Raw genomic sequence first — 18405 nt, forward strand, 5'->3', positions numbered from 1 at the left:
AAGTGACCCGATTTCGGGGGAGATTCCCCCCCTTATCCAGCTAAAGGAAACGAGGCTTCCGCCGAACAATGGCGGGGCTCGACGGCAGTGTCGGGCGAATGATTCCCCCGGCATCCAACAGGCAGAAGGCAGACCCGATGAACGAGCTGATGGCCCGTTTGCAGAACTTCCTCGGACCCCGCGCCGCCATCGTGCAGGCGCTCGGGGCGCCGATCGCCATCATGATCATCCTGTCGATGATGGTGCTGCCGCTGCCGGCCTTCGCCCTGGACCTGTTCTTCACCTTCAACATCGCCATGTCCATCATGGTGATGCTGGTGGCCTCGCAGATGCTGCGGCCGCTGGACTTCGCCGCCTTTCCGACCGTCCTGCTGATCACGACGCTGCTGCGCCTGTCGCTGAACGTCGCCTCCACCCGCGTGGTGCTGCTGGAAGGCCATACCGGCGCCGGCGCCGCCGGCAAGGTCATCGAATCCTTCGGCCACTTCCTGATCGGCGGCAACTTCGCCGTCGGCCTGATCGTCTTCGCGATCCTGGTGGTCATCAACTTCATCGTGGTCACCAAGGGTGCGGAGCGGATCGCCGAAGTCGGCGCGCGCTTCACCCTGGACGCGATGCCCGGCAAGCAGATGGCGATCGACGCCGACCTGTCCGCCGGCCTGATCGACGAGAAGGAAGCCAAGCGCCGCCGCGCTGAACTCGGCGACGAAGCGGACTTCTTCGGCTCCATGGACGGTGCCTCGAAGTTCGTCCGCGGCGACGCGATCGCCGGCATCCTGATCCTCTTCATCAACATCGTCGGCGGCTTCGTCATCGGCGTGGTCCAGCACGGCCTGACCGCTGGCCAGGCCGCCGACAGCTACATCCTGCTGGCCGTCGGCGACGCGCTGGTGGCCCAGATCCCGGCGCTGCTGATCTCCGTCTCCTCCGCCCTGGTCGTGTCGCGCGTCGGCAAGGACAAGGACGTCGGCCAGATGATCGGCTCGCAGGTGTTCGGCTCGATCAAGGCCGTCGCCATCACCGCGGGTGTCGTGTTCCTCCTGGGCCTGATCCCGGGCATGCCGCACCTGGTGTTCATGATCATCGCCGGCGCCCTGGGCTACCTGGCGTACTGGCTGCGGACCAAGGAACAGGCCACCAAGGCCGCCGAGACCCGCAGCAAGGCCGCCGCGCCGGTCCCTGGCGCGCCGAACCCGGACGCCGAAGCCTCCTGGGACGACGTCGTCGCCGTGGACACGCTGGGCCTGGAAGTCGGCTACCGCCTGATCACGCTGGTCGACAAGACCCGCGAAGGCGACCTGCTGAGCCGCATCAAGGGCGTACGCCGCAAGTTTGCGCAGGACATCGGCTTCCTGCCCCCCTCGGTGCACATCCGGGACAACCTGGAACTGCGCCCCAGCCAGTACCGCGTCACCCTGCGCGGCGCCGTGATCGGGGAAGCCGAGGCCTACCCGGGCATGTGGCTCGCCATCAACCCCGGTCACGCCACGCAGAAGCTGATCGGGACGCCCACCACGGATCCCGCCTTCGGACTCCCGGCGGTCTGGGTCGAGGAGCGGCAACGGGATATGGCGCAAATGGCGGGCTTTACCGTCGTTGATTGCGCGACCGTGGTGGCCACTCATCTTTCACACTTGCTGCAAGTTCACGCGGCCCGGTTGTTGGGCCGGGTGGAAACCCAGCAGCTGGTGGATCACCTCACCAAGCAAGCGCCCCAACTCATCGAAGACGTGATTCCCAAGATGGTCAATGTCGCCGCCCTGCAAAGAGTCCTCCAGTTCCTGCTGGAAGAGGGCGTGCACATCCGCGACATGCGTTCCATCGTGGAGAGCCTGGCCGAAAACGCCACGCAGACGACCGATCCCGCCGAGCTGGCCCGTCGCATCCGCATCCACATCGCTCCGGCGATCGTGCAGCAGATCTACGGACCGGCCAAGGAGCTCGACGTCATCGCCCTCGACCCCGAGCTGGAACGTCTGGTCTCGCAGGCCCTGCACTCGCCTCACGGCGCGGCGCTGGATCCCGGTGTGGCCGACACGCTTGCAAGAAGTGCCGCGCAGACCGCGCAATCCCAAGAGGATCGCGGTTTGCCCGCCTGCCTGCTGGTGCCCGACCTGATTCGCGCTCCCCTGGCCCGTCTGCTCAAGCGCGCTGCGCCGCGGCTGAAGGTGCTGGGACACAGCGAGATTCCTGAAACGCACACGATCCGCATCGGCTCCATCATCGGAGGCACGGCATGAACGTCAAACGCTTTACCGCCCGCAATTCCCGCGAAGCCATGGCCCTGGTCCGCCAGGCCTTCGGCGACGAAGCGGTCGTGCTCTCGAACAAGCCCTGCCCCGAAGGGGTGGAGGTGCTGGCGATGGCGCCGGAAGGCATGTCGCAGATCGAGCGCGTCGCCGCCTCGACGCCGCGTGCCGCCGCCGCTGCGCCCCGCGCCGCCGCGCAGCCGCAGCGCCAGCAGCAACGGGAAGAAGTGCAACCGCGTCAGGCGCTCAAGCAGCGCCTGGCCGCGTCGCCGGCCCCGCAGCGCGCCGAGCCCGGTTTCGGCGGCTCGGTGGGCGAGGACGTCAACGCGATGGCGATGAGCACGCTGTCCTTCCAGGACTACGTCCGGGAGCGGATGCTCAAGCGCCGCTCGGCCGAGATGAACGGCCTGCCCGATCCGATGATGGACGAGCCGGCGCCGGCCTTCTCGCAGACGCAGATGAATGAATCGGTCGCCTCGATGGCCGCGCAGCGCGACCAGCGCGCGCGTTCCGCGATGCAGACCCTGGGCGCCCGTCGCGTCGACGAGCGTGCTTACGAACCCGCGCCGGCCCCCGCCCAACGCGTCGTGCCGCCGGTGCTGCGCGACGAGATCCGCGTGCAGCAGCAATCGATGCAGGACCTGGGCGGTATCGGCCACGGCTTCGGCGGCATGGGCAACCATCCGCTGAACGACATGCCGGCGTCCTCGCGTCGCGAGCAGGAGATGATGACCGAGCTCCGCGCGATGAAGGGCATGATCGAAGAGCGCTTCGGCGCGCTGGCCTTCATGGAAAAGCTCCAGCGCCAGCCGGCTCAAGCCCGCCTGACGCAGAAGCTGCTGGATTCCGGTTTCTCTCCGGCCCTGGTGCGCAAGCTGGTCGAGGGCCTGCCGGCGCAGACGACCGAGGAAGCCGACTCCCACGCGTGGGCCGCCAACGTGCTGTCGCGCAACGTGCAGACCGCCGAGCAGCAACCGCCCCTGGAAGATCAGGGCGGCGTGTTCGCGATGATCGGCTCGACCGGCGTCGGCAAGACGACGACGACGGCCAAGATCGCCGCGGCCTTCGCGACCAAGTACGGCGCGAGCCAGCTCGGCCTGATCACGCTGGACGCCTACCGGATCGGCGCTCACGAGCAACTGCGCGCCTACGGCCGCATCCTCGGCGTGCCGGTGCACACGGCGCATGACCGCGCGTCGCTGGAAGACCTGCTGGACCTGCTGTCGTCCAAGAAGATGGTGCTGATCGACACGGCCGGCACGGCCCAGCGCGACAGCCGGACCGCCGAGCTGCTGGACATGCTGGCGCACAAGAGCATCAAGCGCATCCTGGTCGTCAACGCCGCCCAGCAGGGCGAGACGATCGAGGACGTGGTCGGCGCATGGCGCGGCGCGGAAGCGCAAGGCGTCATCCTGTCCAAGCTGGACGAAGCGGTGAAGCTGGCCCCGGCGCTGGACACCGTGATCCGCCACAAGCTGCGCGTCCTGGGCGTCACCAACGGCCAGCGCGTGCCGGAAGACTGGCATCGCCTGTCGTCGCAGGCGCTGGTGCAGCGCGCGCTGCGCAGCCACGGCCAGGCGGCCTGGCGCGTGGACGCCTCCGACGTCAACCTGATCTTCACCGCCGGCACGATGGCTGGCGCCGTGGGCGCATCCTCTCCCATGGGGATGAACTGACCCAGGGCTGACCGCTCGATCGGAGGGGCTTCCGGGAGACGGGAGTTGCCAAACCCGGTCACAAGTTCTAGAAAGGGGGACGGGCTCGGGCTCTTCCCCCTTTTTCCGTTGTCGCGGGGGACGCTCGAAGTCGTTGTGTGAGAGGTCCACGAGGTGAGGGTGCCGGAAGAGAAAAGCGGGGTGTTTCCCCCCTTCAATTCCCGGTCAAGGAGTGGCCCCCGGGGCGAAACTTCCGGTAACGGCTCCAGCAATGGCCGGTTCCTTTCGAGAGGGACAAGGGCGCTGGGGCGGAACACGCAAGAGACACAGAGCAGCCCAATGCGCGACTTCAGCAATGCTCCCAAGGACCAGGCCGACGGCCTGCGCCGTCTGTTCGCCACGGCGCGCGTGCGCGTGGTGCCGGTGGTGAGCAACCCGCATGTCGTAGGCAGCGGCGCGCTGCTGGAAGGCATGTGCGCGGCCTTCGGCGAACTCGGATTGCACACGCTGGTCGTGGACGCGGGCGAGCACGCCTCGGCGGCGTCGGAGCTGGCGGCAGTGGACCTCGCAGCCTGCGTGGAACCGCTGTCGGCGAAGGTCTCCTTCCTCGCGGCGCGCGGACTGCCGATGCGCTACGTCAACGCCAACGGCTCGGCCGCCCAATTCCTGGAAGCGGTGACCGACGCGGCCCCGTTCGCCGACGTCGTCCTGCTGCACGCCAGCGCCGCGGAACTCAGCCGCGTGCTGGTGTCGCGCGAAGTGCGTCCGGTGCTGCTGGCCGACACCGACGTGCAGAGCGTGACCTACGCCTACGCCGGAATGAAATGGCTCACGCAGCGCGCGGGCCTGATGGTCTACAGCCTGCTGCTGGCCTGCAACCCGCAGCTGCGCCTGGCGGAGCGGATCGCCCAGCAGCTCTCGAGCTGCGGCGACGGCTTCCTCGGCGCGGTGCTGCGCGAGTGGGCTTGTTTGGATCCCCGCCAGCCGGTGACCGCGCCCCTGACGCACGAGATGCGTCACATGGCGCGCGAACTGCTGCTGGCGTCGGTGCCCGGTGCGGCGCTCGACAGCGCTGCTGATGCGATGCCGCTGCGTCCGCGGCCGATGTGGCAGCCCAAGGCTGGCCGCGCCCCGCAAGGCGTGACCCTCGCTGCGCATTGACGCCGGATTGGAGACGAGACGATGTACACCGCCAAGGGTCAACTCGACAACAACTCGCTGATCCGCCAGTACAGCCCGCTGGTGCGCCGACTGGCGCATCAGATGATCGCGAAACTGCCGGCCAACGTTGAACTGGACGACCTGATCCAGGTCGGCCTGATCGGCCTCACGGACGCGCTGTCGCGCTTCGACACGGCGCAGGGCGTGCAGTTCGAGACCTTCGCGACGCAGCGCATCCGTGGCGCGATGCTCGATGAACTGCGGGGCAGCGACTGGATGAGCCGCGGCAACCGCCGCCAGCAGCGTTCGATCGAGAGCGCGGTGCACAAGCTCGAGCAGAAGCTCGGCCGCCCGCCGCAGGAGTCCGAGATCGCCGCCGAGATGGGCATCTCGCTGACCGAATACCAGGAGATGCTGGGCAAGGTGCGCGGGACGCAGCTGGTCTATCTGGAGGACATCTCCGGAGGCGAGGACAACGACGACTATCTGGACCGGCACGTCGGGGACAACTCGGCGGATCCGATGGCGATGCTGGGCGACCACCGCATGCGCGAGGCGCTGGTGGAGGCGATCAAGAACCTGCCGGAGCGCGAGGCCTACGTCATGTCCATGTACTACGAACATGACATGAACCTGAAAGAGATCGCGGCGGTGCTGAAGGTGACCGAATCGCGGGTGTGCCAGTTGCACAGTCAAGCGATTGCCCGATTGCGCGTGAAGCTGCGCGACTGGTAAAACGAGCCGCATACGCGGCCGCAATCCTTGTGGTCCAAGAACCATGAGGGGAGCGTCCGATGTGGGACTCATTGCGCAGGCGCGCCGGGAAGGCGGCGCCTGACGCGTCGGTGGGGGGAGCCGAGGTTGGCTTTCGCGAGCCGACGCTGCAGGGCAACACCACCAAGGTCGTTCGAGAGCTCTCGAGCGGCGTTTCCAAACTGGGCCGCGACGCGGCCGAAGTCCGCGGACTGCTGGAGGACACGCAGAAGGTCGTGACCTCGCAGGCGCAGGCGATGCAGGCGCTGGGCTCGGAGCTCGAGCAGGTCCGGCATGCGCAGGACGGCATCAATCAATCCACGAACCAGACCCGCGAGGCGGTCGAGCGCGCGCGCACGGCCCTGTCCGGCGTCGGCGACGAAGTGGGCGGGATCGTGTCCACCTTGCGTCAGGTCTCCGGGGCGGCGTCCGAGATCACGAAGATCGCGTTGCAGACGCGGCTGGTGGCGTTCAACGCGTCGGTGGAGGCCAAGCGCGCCGGCGAAGCGGGCCGCGGTTTCGGCGTGGTGGCGGATGCGGTGAAGGACCTGGCGGCGCAGGTGGAGGCGTCGTCGAAGGCCATCATGGGCACGGTGGGGACGCTGGACACGCGGATCGAGGCCTTCAGCCGGGAACTGAGGGCGGACGGCTCGGGAGGAGCCGGCCAGAGCAAGATCCTGCAGGCGTTCGCGGATGTGGAGGTCGACGTCGACCTCATCGCGAAGTCGGCGCAGGAGAGCCAGGCGACGACGCAGCAGTTGGCGGAGCGCTCGGGAGAGCTCGGGGTGGAGATCCAGCAGGCGATGCGCAAGCTGGAGTCGGCGTTCGCGTGCAGCGACCGGTTCCTGCGGCTGTCGGAGCAGATGATCGAGCAGATCGCGTCGAGCGGCGTCGAGGTCGAGGACTCGCCGTACATCCAGGCGGTGCAGGGGGCGGCGGCGGAGATCGCGGGGTTGCTCGAACGCGCGGTGAAGGAAAAGCGGATCGATGTGTCGTCGCTCTTCGACGAGCATTACCAGCCGATCGCGGGGACCGACCCGCAGCAGTTCACGACGAGATTCACGCAAATCGCGGATCAGCTGTTCCCGGAGGTCCAGGAGCGGGTGCTGAAGTTCTCGGACAAGGTGGTGTTCTGCATCGCGGTGGACCGCAACGGGTACGTGGCGGCGCATAACAAGCGGTACTGCCAACCCCAGCGCGCGGGCGACGTGGCTTGGAATACAGCCAATAGCCGCTACCGGCGGATCTTCAACGACCGGACAGGGCTGGCTTCAGCCCGGAATCAACGACCGTTCCTTCTGCAAACCTACCGCCGGGATATGGGCGGCGGGAATTTCGTGCTGCTCAAGGAGGCTTCGGCACCCGTCACCGTTGCTGGGAGGCATTGGGGTGGGGTGAGGTTGGCGTTTGGGTTCTGACTTGCAATACGGAGGATAGCTAATAATGATTAGCTCCAATACCATAATTCATTTTACAAAAACCAAGAGGGCGCTTGCCGGAATCCTCTCGGAAAATTTCCGAATCTTCTATTGTCGAGAAAACTTCAAGCTAGGGGAAATCAACTACACGATGAGAGTGCCAATGGTGAGTTTTTGCGACATTCCGCTCTCACAAATTCATGAACATCTTGGAAAGTATGGTTGTTATGGTATTGGGTTAACTAGAGAATGGGCCGAAAAGAATTGTTTGAATCCGGTTTTGTACCTGGACTCGAAATCACATCTTTCGGCAAGCCTAGTAAAGGTTTTTGAAGCTTTTGTCCGCGATGCAAAGAAGAGCCATTCTGCTCAACGCAATCTCTTGGATGTTCTACGGTATATAAAGAACTTTCAAGGTAAGCTTCAAAGAGGAAGCAAAGTCATAGAGCGGTATAGGTTCGCCGATGAGCGGGAGTGGCGCTATGTTCCCTCAGTTGATGATCTTGTGAACTTTATGGTCCCTGAAGTCGATTACAAAGAGGAGAAGAGGGACTTCGATGAAGCCCTGTCTGGGTTGAGATTGAGCTTCGAGCCGAATGACATAAAGTACATAGTAATTAACTCTGATGATGAAATTTCGGAGTTTGTCAATATTCTTCAGGCTGCGAAGGGGATTAAATACTCATTCTCCGATGTGCAGAGGTTGACAACAAGAATACTGACCGCAGAGCAAATCAAGGAAGATATGTAGCCTGAAAGAGGCTCGTAGCTGACTTGTTCGAGTTGTTCTGATGTTCATTTTCTACCTTCATAGGGAATTGTCGGTCGATAGATAAGGTGAGAGGATTCATTCAGGTGCTCAAAACACTCATTGCCACGTCTCGGCGATTTGCCGGCTTCTCAAATCCGTTCAACGGGCGAGATGGACTTCTCCGTGAGGATGGTCGCACGTCAGCAATGCGTGTTTTGACATCTCGCCCACCCTCCGCATTAAATTGCTCAGGTGGTCGTCCCTCAACTGCCGTTTAGTTAAGGACTTCCATGCTCACCACTCGCTTCATCCACGACGTCGCTGACAGCAATTTCCGTCTCTCGGAATTTCTCGCCCTCGAACATATCGAGTTGGACCCCGGTCCCGGCGCACGCTCGGTTCCGTTCCTCGACCGTCAGCCCCTCGCGCTCAATTCCGACCGTACGTTGGAGCAGCTCAATGTAGCCGCCGGTAATCCCTATTACTACGGGATGGCGGAGGACGGCGGGTTTTACAACCATCCGCTTGTGCTCGACCAGAACATCACCGTCCGCGTCGCTATTGCCAACGTGCGCGACCGTCTCACGCACGCGACCTCGCTCCTTCAGGAAGTCGACGTTTCGATGGACAGGAGCCGCAAGCACGGCAACCCGCGCCATATCGCCGTCGAGCTCCTTCACGATGTCGCCAGCTTCTTCGCCGTGATCGAGATTGCAGCCGTCGAAGACCACGGCCGCCAGCTGAAAAACTCGATCGAGGCAGGCTGACAGTGTCGGGTTTCAGATCGACCACTCATCTCCTGACCACCAAAAGAAAACGAGTGCCCACGCAGGAGCGTGCGGCACTCGCTTTGTTTTGGGGTTGCTTCGTGCGCTACGCTGCGTCGAGCAACAAGGAAGACACCAATGAAAAATGTCAGCATCAAGGCGATCGGCGTTCCATATCGCCAAGGTTGGATTGAGGTGGCTCAGATCCATCCTGGCTTTGTCAACATCGAGACGTGGCAAGTGCATCCCGATGTTGATATCTCGGTCTCCGGAATTGAGGGGATCGCTGATCTGCACGTGACCGCGAATAGTGAGCTCGAATTGAGTGTCGATGAAGTTCAAAAATTCGCCGAGGCACTTCTTAAGGCAATTGAAGACGTCTCGCGCGGGGTAGGCCGGAGCAGCGAGTAGTAGCACGCTTACTCCAGTCGCAGCGTCAAGCAATGGAGTCTGCCAATGAAACGAGTGCCCACGCGGGAGCGTGTGGCACTCGTTTCGTTTTGGCCTATGCGTCTGTAGGCGCGGTTCGCTAGCGTTTGCACGAATACGGCGAAAAGTCAGCTACTGCGACGGAGGTTTTATTGGCGGCAGACGGGGATCACGATTCTTACGCGCCGTGAGATAGGCCTCGATTAACTGCTTGGCGGCTTCGTCGACTCGTTTCGCAACGTCGTCCGGAGTGTCTGGAGGATACGACGCCATTTGCTGAGCCATGATCAGAAAGTCATCGATCTGGCTGAATCCGCTTCCATCGTTCTTTTGTATCCAAGCAGCCGCAGCAGCGAAGGCCCAGCGCGTCTCAGGGGGAAGTTGGTAATTCTCCCCCTCGATCCCAAGAATGAAGATTGCATGGCGGCTTCCAGCCCGAGCGTCGACTTGGAGATTTTTGATCGCTTGATTCTTTGCGTTGATGTCTGAATCGACAGCCTCATTCGACTGGGTGAGGTATTTCAACGCAGCGCCCGGCACCCCTTGTGCGTTCGCAATCTTCAGTAGATCGCCGCGACGGGACTTGTGATACGCGGAGAGGGTCTGACAGCTTCTTTGCTCTTTCGACAGTGCTTCTGCAACCAATACATATCCCCTTCTAAGTTTCGGATCTTTGATCTCATCGCGCATCCTGAATACGTCGGCCAACATCCTGTCCGTGCTTTCGCACCGTTCCATGTCGTATACGGCTTTCATGGCTGCTTCGCCATCACTGCCAGACAGCGCGGCTTCAACTTGGAAGCTGAAAGGCGGATCATCGAATTGGGGAGACGCCTTGGTCTGAGACGCAGTATTTGCGACGACGATTGGTTCGTCGGATCGAGCGTGTGATAACTTCTGTGGTGCGGGAGCGGCAATCGGGGCGTTTAAAGACTTGGCTGTGACGTTAGCTCCTTCGCCCTCTCCAGATGAAACTTTCGAGAGGCCGACAAGCGCCAATAGAACAATGGGCACAAGCAGGCCTACGATCCATTTGAGTCGCATCTCGACTCTCCCTCAAGTCAAATTGGTTCAAGTGTTTTTTCGGTGCTGAACAGCAGACTAGCCTCCGACGGAGCAACTGGTGAACGAATTCGCGCACTCATTTTCATTCCGCTTCTTCATCCATTCTGCAGCTGCTCCACAGGCCGTGATGATGGCGGTATAGATCAGGGCGCCCCAACTCGGCCTCCTCACTTTGGCGAAATCAGAGGTCTTCAAGCAAGCCGAAAAGAACATGGGAAGATTTTCAGCAGCTTGTTTCATGCAGCTGTCGTAGCCTGGCTTGCAGGCCTTCACACGATCCGGATCTGGACCAAGCCCCACAACTTCGGGGACCGATGGGTAAACGGTTTGCGCGATGTCTTTCCAGAAATAGGTGTCACCGGCACTCTCTCTGGTGATTTCCACCCGCGGCAGCCCCGCGACGTCCAGCATCAAAGAATCCCCACCCGTTTGGCACGGATCAAGTGCTTCTGAAGTGATGCCGCGCTTGCCCGAAGGGGCCGCTTCATCGATTTCTACGATGGGCGTAGCGTGGCCTGCTTCGTCCACAAACCCCGTGATCGTGCCCCGAGCGGAGCGGGTGATTCGAAACATCCTGCCGTCCATCTGAACGCTGGAAATCTTGCCGCCGCTCGCGTTCACAGTCGTACTGTGTGGGGTTTCTACAGAGCCTGGGCTCGGGGTCATCAGGTACTCGTCGTTTGCACAGTACGCAAAAGATGAGCTGGTTCCGATGCTCAGCAGGACGACAAGTCCGAGGGTGACGATTCTCTTCATCTTTCTTTTCTCCTAAGAAGCGCGTCAATCTTGGCGTCCCAGAATTGCTCCCAATGAGCTTGGATCATTGCCAAGGATTCCCTGCTGCCTCGAATAGGCCGGAGGAATCGCGCACTTGAATCGTCGCCATCTTTCGGTTATTTGAAACCTGCAACTGCTTACATCACTTGAATCCATCAGTCGAGCTGACTTAAATCTGCATAGCTATACCCATGTTGGTTAGCAAAGCTCCTGCCAGCGCGGATGTCCTAAGTCGAGGCGGCCCATCGATTCCGGCCACACGCCGGCCCACTTGGTCAGCTGTAAGTTGAATGGCTCAAACGGATATGTTGAATCCGGGGCGAAAAGCCGTTTCTGGACAACCACTTGGCCGGCGCGTTCGGAGTAAATAAGTTGAATCGTCGCCGATTGGATGTTGAAAGAGCCTTCGCCAAGGGGCGAAGGCGAGATGCTGCCCAATCATGCGACTTCAATTGACGCTGATCAGGCCGCCCACGAAAAACGAGTGCCTACGCGGAACGCGTGTCACTTGGCTTGTTTTGATGGGACGTTTCTTGGGGGATTTTCTTGCCGCTTATCGCGCGCCGTCAGAGAGCAACGATATGTGGAGCACGGCATCCTCAACTTAAAGGATGCCGAACTTCATATTGGGGCGTACGATGCCGCGCAGCAAGGGAGCACGATGAGAACGAACGGCGGGATTTGGATGAGGGCGACAAGACAGGATGAACGTGTCCTGTTTGGCGGCCAAGTGCTTGAGCTCCGGGCGCCGGACCGCAGATTTACCGCCGCAGGCAACACTCCGGTTGGCGGAAAAAGGTGATGCACTTACAGTCGTTCAATGGCCGGTGCGGCTACTGCTGCCGGCTGGAGATCCAGAAAGCCTATTCGGTGCCAACTGCCCGATTACTCTAAGGTCTCACAATGTTCGACGGAGAAGCAATTGCCAAGACCTTCACCCGATATGTGGTGCCTGGTCTCATCTTTGTCTTCCTTGCGTTGATTGCTCCGGCGTCTTTCGTTGAACCGACGCTGTTCTTCGGCAAGGAGCCGTTGGTCGGACCTACGCAGGTCATCATTCTTTCGGTGCTCACAGGCTATGTGCTCGATGCGGTGCGTGGTTATCGATGGACACTTTCCTGGCGAGCCTACAAACGCGAGCGCGCAAGATTGGTGGAGACCCTCGCAATCCTTCTGAATCATCCACAGCCTAATCCCGACGATCAATTGGCGGTGCTATGGAAGCAAGACGAAACCCTGTACAACCGAGTCTTCGTGGAACGTGCCGAATGGGTGATGGTCCTCGAGACGGCCCTGTCGCTGTGGCTGAGCGCTCTTGCGCTGGTAATGGTCGGATTCTATTTGGAGTTTGAAACCTCCGCGCCAGGCTGGCCTGCATGGCTTTCTGCCCCATTTCTTCTCGGAGTTTCGTTGCTCGCTAGTCGAAACGGTATTGATCGCATGCGCTCGCACAACCTAAAATTGGTAGAAGCTATACGGAGCCTTCGTGCAGGATCTTCGCCAAACGCTTGACGAAATTTTTGCAACCGATTCGGTGCCTGAGATTGCTCGGGAGCTCGCTGGTTTGGTGTTGAAATTGGCAGAAGAAGGTGAATTGAATCGCGGCTTCCACCTTGAGTACTCCGAAGCATCGAACTCGTCTGCTTGCGAGTCTATACAGCCATGGCTTTCGCGTCGCCCGCGTATCGACGGCGATCTCTCCCGGCAACGGCGCGAAGATTTGCCACCTGATGCACTCATTGAGGATTTTTGGAAGAATAAGTGGGATGGAAGAGGATGGGCTTCATTGCAGCCTTCTTGCTTGAACATTTGTGATCGTTATTTGCAGGAGAAGCTGGCAGGACTCTTTGTTGAGAGTGCTTCAGAAGCGCAGGATGTCATTGATTTGATCCGCATTTGGGATGTGCTGGACGGTTGTTTCCCTGAAAACAAAGATATGTTGAGTGTGGCGATATCCGAGAAGAATCTTTTCGAGAAGCTCGGTCGGTGTGAGCCATGTGTTGACTTGGATATCGAGTTGTTTGATGACTGTCGGCAGAATGGTGTGTGGGTAAGTGCTATTGCCAAAGATTTGGATAGGTTGATTCTGTTGATTCAATGCTGTCTCTTTTATAGGATCTTAAACGCGAAGAATTGGAGTTCATTTCTCAAGTTGAATTTCGTCAATGAAAAGGTTGAGGCATTTGCACAGCGGTTCTTGGCGAGTTTTTTGGCAGAGCTGGATCAAGCCAACACTTGACATTTGAGGGCGCACTAGACTCTGGAGCGCTTCCATTTGGCTGAACCGCAGCTTGCGCCATCCAATTCAACGTGGCAGCAGCGAGACGCGCGAATGGCTGTTCATGGACATCTACAAGGTTGCCCAACTGCTGAGCAAGCACGACGACGTCCGCAGCTACGTCAAGCAGTCTCTTCAGGAGGGCGACCTTCAGATCGCCAGCGAAGAAGGCTTCGACGGCAGGCGGCGTTTCTTCCCTGTGTTCATCCATCACGGCGAAGGCCAGGAGTGCCAGGTCATGCCCGTCACTCAGTCTGGCGGCACGAAGCAGATCGTCCGGTTGATGCTGTCGATCGGCGCCTTGGTCGAATGGGGTCAGTCCTTGTGCGCGACGAGCTTGACCTGCACCCAGCCGGTCACTCTACAAACCCTCGGCGATGTCCACAGCTCGCGAACCTTGCATCAAATGCGGCGCAGTCATCCTTGCTGACCATGGCGTATCGCTCGGGACGGTCGCCCAGCTTTCGACGCTGCCGCCGGCGAACTACGCCGAAGCGATTGCAAGGTTGGAAGGCCTTCCGCTGGACGTCGCACAGGAGTACGTCGATCACAGGATGGGGCATCGCTGCCACAGGACCGAGCCCCCATGTCCGCTCTGCTCGTCACCACTCAAGACCTGGCACGCCACCGGCTGTTGGACCTGTGGTTGGCGGAGGAATTCAGGGTGGGAGGGGCCACTCCCAGTGGCGCCTGAAGCACACCGATAGAACGGTCGCCAGCGACCGCCGAGGGGACCCAACCGGTGCCCCACGCGCGAGTCCGCCGCTTTACCCCTCGGTCGTCTGCAACCGTGTCCGCATTTCCGCCGCGTACTCTGTGAACCCCAGCGATCGATAGAGCTCCCGCGCGTCCTCGGTCGCGCCGAGCCGGACCTCGTTGATGCCCAGCCGGCGCAGGTGCTCGAGCGCGGTCACGACGAGCGCCTTCGCGACCCCGCGGCGGCGATGGGTGCCGGCGGTGAAGACATTCGTGACCCGGGCCATCTGCCCGCCGGGATTGCCGCGCGTGGGTCCCCAGTCCAGCAGGACTACGCCGGCGCCCCCCACGACGATCCCGTCGTCGACGGCGAACCAGCCCAGATAGCTCCCGGACCCGATGCGCGGCTTCACCCAGGCCGAGTAGGCGGGGCGACGCTCGGCGTCGTCCTCGCGAAAGCAGCCATGCGCCGCGACTTGATCAGCGTCGGAAGGGGCGACGCGCCGGATGATCCAGGGGGTTTCCATGCGGGCATTGTCGGTACCTCACCCCGGGCCCTTGCCCCGGCCTCGGCCGCAGTGCTCCTATCACTCGACCAGCGGCTTGAAGTCGCTCATCGGGATGAGCTCGCAGGCCATGTGGCGGTTCGTATCGTCCGGAGCGCAGATCGAGGCCATCTCGGTCTTGCCCCGCTTGGCCGCGTCAGAAACGGCAGTCGCCTTCCAGCAGGACTCGGACACGTGGCGCATATCGGGATACATCACCAGCGCGCTCTTCCAGGGCGAGACCTTGGCGGTCGACGGATCGATGCACCCGCCTGCCACGTCCTTGCACGCCATCGCGTGACCCGCCTCAAGGTGGCGTGTCACCGCGGGGTAGCCGCAGGGCTGCGCGGACAGCGCGTATTGATAGCCGCCCCGCGTCGCCACGGCGAAGTGGTCTTTGGCGTTGATGGACGGCATGCGGTACGTCGGCACTCCCGGCTGCACCGCGTGAGCGGTCAAGGTCAGTAGTGCCAGGATGACCGCGGTGCTCGATTGCAGAACGGGGTGGCTCTTCATGGGGGCATTCTCCAGAGGCGGATCTTATGAGCGGGACGTCCCGGCCAATCGGACGCTCGATCGCATCCGGTGAGCGCATGGATCGACGGACCTCGGAATGCGCGACTCATAATCCCCGCATGAAACTTGTAGTGGCTGTTCATTTCGATGGCGCGCAGGCCAATGCCGCCGCCGTGGCGTTCGATGCCTGGGATGCCGCTGAAGCGGCGAAGACCTATGTCTCGCGCATCGCTCATGTCGAGAAGGCCGTCCGCGGCGAACTCGACCTGCGGGAACTGCCCTGCGTGATGCAGCTGCTGCGCGAGCACAGCCTGGAGCCCGAGCTCGTCCTGATCGACGGCTTCGTCCACCTGGATGCCGACGACACGCCTGGCCTCGGCCAGCACCTGCATCACGCGCTGGGTGGCGGGGTGCCCGTCGTCGGCGTGTCGAAGAAGAGCCTGCCGGGCCTGTCGTCGCAGTTCGAGGTCATGCGCGAAGAGGAAACGCCGCCGCTGGTGGTGACCTGCGCGGGCATCGACATCGGCGCGGCCAAGGTGCGGCTGCGATCCATGCACGGCAGGAAGCGCGTGCCGACGCTCATGAAGCTCGCCGCCCGCCTTGCGAAGAACGCGGACTGATGCCCGCCGCAACGGTTCGCCCTGGCGACGCTCAACGATGGCAATCCCTGAACTCCGCAAGTTGATCGACTGCGCGCGCGCCTACATCGCGGGGGATATCCACTTCTCCTTCGTCTGCTGCGAGGCCGTCACCTTCGCATTCGCTGCCAAGCACTACAACTCGAACCCCGCCATCAAGCAACTGGGCGAAGACTGGATCGGAATGGCAACGCGCGTTTGGCCAGGGGTGCTCCCGGTCGAGAACCCGATCTCCGAAGCGGAGTTCAGAGCGTGGGTCATCCATCAGCTCGACGTCTTTCGCCCATTGGGCATCGACGTCTGACCGAGACCGTTGGAGGCGCTGGACGGCCAGAACGTCTCAGAGCGCCTGAGCCTTCCAGCGCAGCACCAGCTCCTCCGGCCAGAACTCGGCGGGCAGGATCATGACGGCCGGGGTCGACGGGTGGGTCAGCAGGGGCAGGAGTCCGTGCAGCAGCACGCCCGTGGGCAGGTGCTTGCGGAAGACGACGATGGTGGAGTCCTGCAGCGGTCGGCGCGAGAACACGCCAGGCACGACCTGACCCATCTGGCGGCTCATCTCGTCGGTGACGCGGCGCGAGACCTCCTTCAGCGCCGGGTCGGTCTGCTCCGTGTTCTTGAGCGCGTAGTACGCCTGGCTGATGTGCCTCATCTCCTGCGGATGGTCGTCGAAGTAGGCATCGGCGGAATGCACGATGGCCGCGGCGCTGTCGACCTCACCGGGCGAGAACAGGAGCCGGTTGGCCTGGACCAGCCCGGCCCAGACGATCCGCCCCTTCGTGAGCAGCAGTTCCTGTTGCACGAGGACCTCATGCAGCGCGTCGGACCGCTGCATCCACGGCGGCGCCGCGCCCTTGACGGCCGCCAGCGCGGCGGCGTCCATGCGCTGGAGGCGCTCGGCGTGCTGGGCGCGGGTCGCGTCGAGGAGCCGGGCGTGGTCCGGTTGCGGCGGGCCGGGCTCGACGAGCGGCTCGCGCGTCCAGAGCGGAGTGGCCTCGGTGCCTGCGCCGCTCGGCGTGCCGCTCGAGGCGGGTTTGAACCAGGCGCCGAAGAAGGCGCCGATCCGCTGCAGCGCGCCGCGCTGCCGTGAGCCGCTGGACCGGGTGACGTCGTCGCGGGATTCCCTGTTGGCCATGACTGTTGAAGCCTTGTTGTGGTCGAGGCGGGATTGTCGAATCCGGCAGGCCGGGCGCCATGCCAACTCCTCCACGCCGCGCGCGGCGGCGTGGGCGGACCGTATGCTTCGAGGTCCGGACTCTCTTGTGAAAGAACCATGCTTTCCCGTGATCGAACCTCGGATTGCCCCACCTGCGGCGGCACGACGTTCACTGCGCCCGAGACCCCATCGGCGATGGAGATCTGGCAATGCCAGAACTGCGGCGGCGAGATCGCTGTCCATTGCAACTTCGTCCCGGATCTCACCGGAACGAAGGGCAACGAGCTGTTCACGGGCACGGTCACCATCGACTCCGAAAGGGAGGCCCTCAAGCTGCTGCTCAAGCTGAAGCATGCGCTCTCCTTTGCGCAGCGCTTCGAGCCGTTCAAGCTGGAAGCGCAGCATCGGGAAGGGCGGTTGATCTGGGACCTCGGGCTGTTTCTCGATTTCGAGGTCGAACGCGCGGAGGCGGCTTGCATTCGCGCTGGCGCCCGGGCGACGTTCAGGAGCGGGGACCTGCCGCGCCATGAGGTGCTGGTCGATCGTCAGCTACCCGATGGGCGCTGGGTGGTGACCAATGCTGGCAGGCTGAACGTTCCGATTGGCGCCGTATTCAAGTTGGCCGTCGTGGAACGCAGTCGCAAGGAGCCCGACGGCAGCTTCCGCATTGTTGAAAGGGCTGAGCCGGTCCCCCTGCGATCGGAGCTTGCGAGCGTCGAAGTCCTTCACCATCCACTGCAGCACATTCCCGGTGGGTACTCCGGGGCGATCAGTCTCATCGGCGCCGACGAGGAGCGTCTCCGCGCCCTCGTGGCGCAACGCCTCGACGGTTGGTCGATCAAGCTGTCGACGCGATGACCGGCCACACCCTCATCGCGTTCCCTGATGAGGGGTCGACTCGCCCATGTCTGGCATCAGTTCTCTCCCGCCGGACGCGCCTCGCCGAGACGCCACTGGACGATGCCGGAGTGCCATGGGTTCACTTTCACGCTCCTGCCACCAACGCCGGATAGCTTCTTCCCGATCGTCGACGGGGTGTCGGGGCGGCCGGTCTGGCTCTCGACGCCTGTGCCTGCTTTGATAGAGTCCCGCACGCTGCGGCGGAGCGGCGCAATACCACCTGAGGGAGATGGAGCCATGAGCGAGCGCAATCAACGGCTGGACGATCTGCTGGCCGACAAGAGGCCCGAGATCGAGGCGCACTGGACGGCCATGCGCGAGGTGGAGGGTTCGGCGCATACGCAGGCGGCGACCGATGCCGTGGATGCCGAGATCCAGGCGTTCTTCGATCGCCTGAAGGCCCTGCCGGAACCGGCGACGGACGCCTTGGTGCTGGCCGAGATGAAGCAGCTCTACGACGGGTTGCATGAGGTCATGGAGGCCACCGACGGTGGCCTGCTCGAAACCGACGAGCGGGAGTTGCTGGTCCCGCTGTTCATCGATGCCGTGCAAGTCTGTGGCGTGGACCCCGATGAATACGACGGTGAGCCGGGTGGGGAGTACCGGGACTTCTGAGCGGGAATCGACACGCCGGCCCTGGGGAAGGGCGCA

At 62.3% G+C, this 18405-nt stretch carries 20 protein-coding genes; 15 read left to right on the forward strand and 5 right to left on the reverse strand.

All coding sequences use genetic code 11. The annotated features are described in order from the left end of the window. The first annotated feature begins 137 nt into the window (after nt 1–137). The 8 genes from flhA (at nt 138) to AC07OZ_RS27395 (ending at nt 9165) form a co-directional block, all read left to right on the forward strand. Nucleotides 138–2240 carry a flagellar biosynthesis protein FlhA gene (gene flhA / locus AC07OZ_RS27360; RefSeq protein WP_495470182.1) on the forward strand — a complete coding sequence of 701 codons (2103 nt, stop codon included), beginning with the start codon at nt 138–140 and terminating at the stop codon, nt 2238–2240. Then, entirely contained in the window at nt 2237–3925 is a 1689-nt protein-coding gene (gene flhF / locus AC07OZ_RS27365; protein WP_495470183.1) for a flagellar biosynthesis GTPase FlhF, read from the forward strand. The genes flhA and flhF overlap by 4 nt, the downstream gene beginning before the upstream one ends. 318 nt (nt 3926–4243) lie before the next feature. Further along, nucleotides 4244–5065: a MinD/ParA family ATP-binding protein gene (locus tag AC07OZ_RS27370; protein ID WP_495470184.1), complete on the forward strand. Its 822-nt coding sequence runs from the start codon at nt 4244–4246 to the stop codon at nt 5063–5065. Nucleotides 5066–5086: 21 nt separating this feature from the next. Further along, on the forward strand, nt 5087–5800 hold the full coding sequence (locus AC07OZ_RS27375) for an RNA polymerase sigma factor FliA (protein WP_495470185.1): 714 nt from the start codon (nt 5087–5089) through the stop codon (nt 5798–5800). Between the two features lie 71 nt (nt 5801–5871). Beyond that, a complete protein-coding gene (locus tag AC07OZ_RS27380) occupies nt 5872–7236 on the forward strand; it encodes a methyl-accepting chemotaxis protein (RefSeq protein ID WP_495470186.1) in 1365 nt (454 codons plus the stop codon). A 25-nt stretch (nt 7237–7261) separates the two neighbouring features. Then, nucleotides 7262–7987, forward strand: a complete 726-nt coding sequence (locus tag AC07OZ_RS27385; protein ID WP_495470187.1) for an abortive infection system antitoxin AbiGi family protein — start codon at nt 7262–7264, stop codon at nt 7985–7987. Nucleotides 7988–8277: 290 nt separating this feature from the next. Further along, nucleotides 8278–8754, forward strand: a complete 477-nt coding sequence (locus AC07OZ_RS27390; RefSeq protein WP_495470188.1) for a hypothetical protein — start codon at nt 8278–8280, stop codon at nt 8752–8754. A gap of 138 nt (nt 8755–8892) precedes the next feature. Further along, the gene (locus AC07OZ_RS27395; RefSeq protein ID WP_495470189.1) at nt 8893–9165 is read left to right on the forward strand and encodes a hypothetical protein; all 273 of its coding nucleotides are present in this window, start codon (nt 8893–8895) and stop codon (nt 9163–9165) included. 150 nt (nt 9166–9315) lie between these two features. On the opposite strand, the gene AC07OZ_RS27400 is transcribed toward AC07OZ_RS27395, so the two are convergent. Together AC07OZ_RS27400 and AC07OZ_RS27405 are read right to left on the reverse strand one after the other, a co-directional pair. Continuing rightward, the gene (locus AC07OZ_RS27400; protein ID WP_495470190.1) at nt 9316–10227 is read right to left on the reverse strand and encodes a hypothetical protein; all 912 of its coding nucleotides are present in this window, start codon (nt 10225–10227) and stop codon (nt 9316–9318) included. 57 nt (nt 10228–10284) lie between these two features. Further along, nucleotides 10285–11004 carry a hypothetical protein gene (locus AC07OZ_RS27405; protein WP_495470191.1) on the reverse strand — a complete coding sequence of 240 codons (720 nt, stop codon included), beginning with the start codon at nt 11002–11004 and terminating at the stop codon, nt 10285–10287. A 924-nt stretch (nt 11005–11928) separates the two neighbouring features. On the opposite strand from AC07OZ_RS27405, the gene AC07OZ_RS27410 reads away from it, so the two are divergent. From AC07OZ_RS27410 to AC07OZ_RS27420, 3 genes are all read left to right on the forward strand, one after another. Further along, nucleotides 11929–12537 carry a hypothetical protein gene (locus AC07OZ_RS27410; RefSeq protein WP_495470192.1) on the forward strand — a complete coding sequence of 203 codons (609 nt, stop codon included), beginning with the start codon at nt 11929–11931 and terminating at the stop codon, nt 12535–12537. Further along, nucleotides 12512–13264, forward strand: coding sequence for a hypothetical protein (locus tag AC07OZ_RS27415; protein WP_495470193.1), 753 nt, complete (start codon nt 12512–12514; stop codon nt 13262–13264). Before AC07OZ_RS27410 ends, AC07OZ_RS27415 begins: the two co-directional genes overlap by 26 nt. Before the next feature lie 103 nt (nt 13265–13367). After that, nucleotides 13368–13733 carry a hypothetical protein gene (locus AC07OZ_RS27420; protein WP_495470194.1) on the forward strand — a complete coding sequence of 122 codons (366 nt, stop codon included), beginning with the start codon at nt 13368–13370 and terminating at the stop codon, nt 13731–13733. A 337-nt stretch (nt 13734–14070) separates the two neighbouring features. On the opposite strand, the gene AC07OZ_RS27425 is transcribed toward AC07OZ_RS27420, so the two are convergent. Both AC07OZ_RS27425 and AC07OZ_RS27430 read right to left on the reverse strand, forming a co-directional pair. Continuing rightward, nucleotides 14071–14526 carry a GNAT family N-acetyltransferase gene (locus tag AC07OZ_RS27425; RefSeq protein WP_495470195.1) on the reverse strand — a complete coding sequence of 152 codons (456 nt, stop codon included), beginning with the start codon at nt 14524–14526 and terminating at the stop codon, nt 14071–14073. Nucleotides 14527–14586: 60 nt separating this feature from the next. Beyond that, the gene (locus tag AC07OZ_RS27430) at nt 14587–15060 is read right to left on the reverse strand and encodes a hypothetical protein (RefSeq protein ID WP_495470196.1); all 474 of its coding nucleotides are present in this window, start codon (nt 15058–15060) and stop codon (nt 14587–14589) included. Between the two features lie 119 nt (nt 15061–15179). Between AC07OZ_RS27430 and AC07OZ_RS27435 the strand changes: the two genes are divergently transcribed. Both AC07OZ_RS27435 and AC07OZ_RS27440 read left to right on the forward strand, forming a co-directional pair. Continuing rightward, the gene (locus AC07OZ_RS27435) at nt 15180–15680 is read left to right on the forward strand and encodes an endonuclease V (protein WP_495470197.1); all 501 of its coding nucleotides are present in this window, start codon (nt 15180–15182) and stop codon (nt 15678–15680) included. Between the two features lie 37 nt (nt 15681–15717). Further along, nucleotides 15718–16002, forward strand: coding sequence for a hypothetical protein (locus tag AC07OZ_RS27440; protein ID WP_495470198.1), 285 nt, complete (start codon nt 15718–15720; stop codon nt 16000–16002). Nucleotides 16003–16038: 36 nt separating this feature from the next. Here AC07OZ_RS27440 and AC07OZ_RS27445 read toward each other — a convergent pair whose 3' ends face one another. Then, nucleotides 16039–16833, reverse strand: a complete 795-nt coding sequence (locus AC07OZ_RS27445) for a hypothetical protein (RefSeq protein WP_495470199.1) — start codon at nt 16831–16833, stop codon at nt 16039–16041. 138 nt (nt 16834–16971) lie between these two features. Here AC07OZ_RS27445 and AC07OZ_RS27450 point away from each other — a divergent pair, with 138 nt between their 5' ends. Continuing rightward, entirely contained in the window at nt 16972–17712 is a 741-nt protein-coding gene (locus AC07OZ_RS27450) for a hypothetical protein (RefSeq protein WP_495470200.1), read from the forward strand. Between the two features lie 279 nt (nt 17713–17991). Then, nucleotides 17992–18369 carry a hypothetical protein gene (locus AC07OZ_RS27455; RefSeq protein ID WP_495470201.1) on the forward strand — a complete coding sequence of 126 codons (378 nt, stop codon included), beginning with the start codon at nt 17992–17994 and terminating at the stop codon, nt 18367–18369. Nucleotides 18370–18405 lie beyond the last annotated feature (36 nt).

This window comes from Roseateles sp. GW821-FHT09G03, assembly GCF_059416045.1.

Coding starts and splice junctions, on each gene's coding strand:
- flhA (WP_495470182.1), top strand. CDS start 138: ATGAACGAGCTGATGGCCCGTTTGCAGAACTTCCTCGGACCCCGCGCC.
- flhF (WP_495470183.1), top strand. CDS start 2,237: ATGAACGTCAAACGCTTTACCGCCCGCAATTCCCGCGAAGCCATGGCC.
- AC07OZ_RS27370 (WP_495470184.1), top strand. CDS start 4,244: ATGCGCGACTTCAGCAATGCTCCCAAGGACCAGGCCGACGGCCTGCGC.
- AC07OZ_RS27375 (WP_495470185.1), top strand. CDS start 5,087: ATGTACACCGCCAAGGGTCAACTCGACAACAACTCGCTGATCCGCCAG.
- AC07OZ_RS27385 (WP_495470187.1), top strand. CDS start 7,262: ATGATTAGCTCCAATACCATAATTCATTTTACAAAAACCAAGAGGGCG.
- AC07OZ_RS27390 (WP_495470188.1), top strand. CDS start 8,278: ATGCTCACCACTCGCTTCATCCACGACGTCGCTGACAGCAATTTCCGT.
- AC07OZ_RS27395 (WP_495470189.1), top strand. CDS start 8,893: ATGAAAAATGTCAGCATCAAGGCGATCGGCGTTCCATATCGCCAAGGT.
- AC07OZ_RS27400 (WP_495470190.1), bottom strand. CDS start 10,227: ATGCGACTCAAATGGATCGTAGGCCTGCTTGTGCCCATTGTTCTATTG.
- AC07OZ_RS27405 (WP_495470191.1), bottom strand. CDS start 11,004: ATGAAGAGAATCGTCACCCTCGGACTTGTCGTCCTGCTGAGCATCGGA.
- AC07OZ_RS27410 (WP_495470192.1), top strand. CDS start 11,929: ATGTTCGACGGAGAAGCAATTGCCAAGACCTTCACCCGATATGTGGTG.
- AC07OZ_RS27420 (WP_495470194.1), top strand. CDS start 13,368: ATGGACATCTACAAGGTTGCCCAACTGCTGAGCAAGCACGACGACGTC.
- AC07OZ_RS27425 (WP_495470195.1), bottom strand. CDS start 14,526: ATGGAAACCCCCTGGATCATCCGGCGCGTCGCCCCTTCCGACGCTGAT.
- AC07OZ_RS27430 (WP_495470196.1), bottom strand. CDS start 15,060: ATGAAGAGCCACCCCGTTCTGCAATCGAGCACCGCGGTCATCCTGGCA.
- AC07OZ_RS27435 (WP_495470197.1), top strand. CDS start 15,180: ATGAAACTTGTAGTGGCTGTTCATTTCGATGGCGCGCAGGCCAATGCC.
- AC07OZ_RS27440 (WP_495470198.1), top strand. CDS start 15,718: ATGGCAATCCCTGAACTCCGCAAGTTGATCGACTGCGCGCGCGCCTAC.
- AC07OZ_RS27445 (WP_495470199.1), bottom strand. CDS start 16,833: ATGGCCAACAGGGAATCCCGCGACGACGTCACCCGGTCCAGCGGCTCA.
- AC07OZ_RS27450 (WP_495470200.1), top strand. CDS start 16,972: ATGCTTTCCCGTGATCGAACCTCGGATTGCCCCACCTGCGGCGGCACG.
- AC07OZ_RS27455 (WP_495470201.1), top strand. CDS start 17,992: ATGAGCGAGCGCAATCAACGGCTGGACGATCTGCTGGCCGACAAGAGG.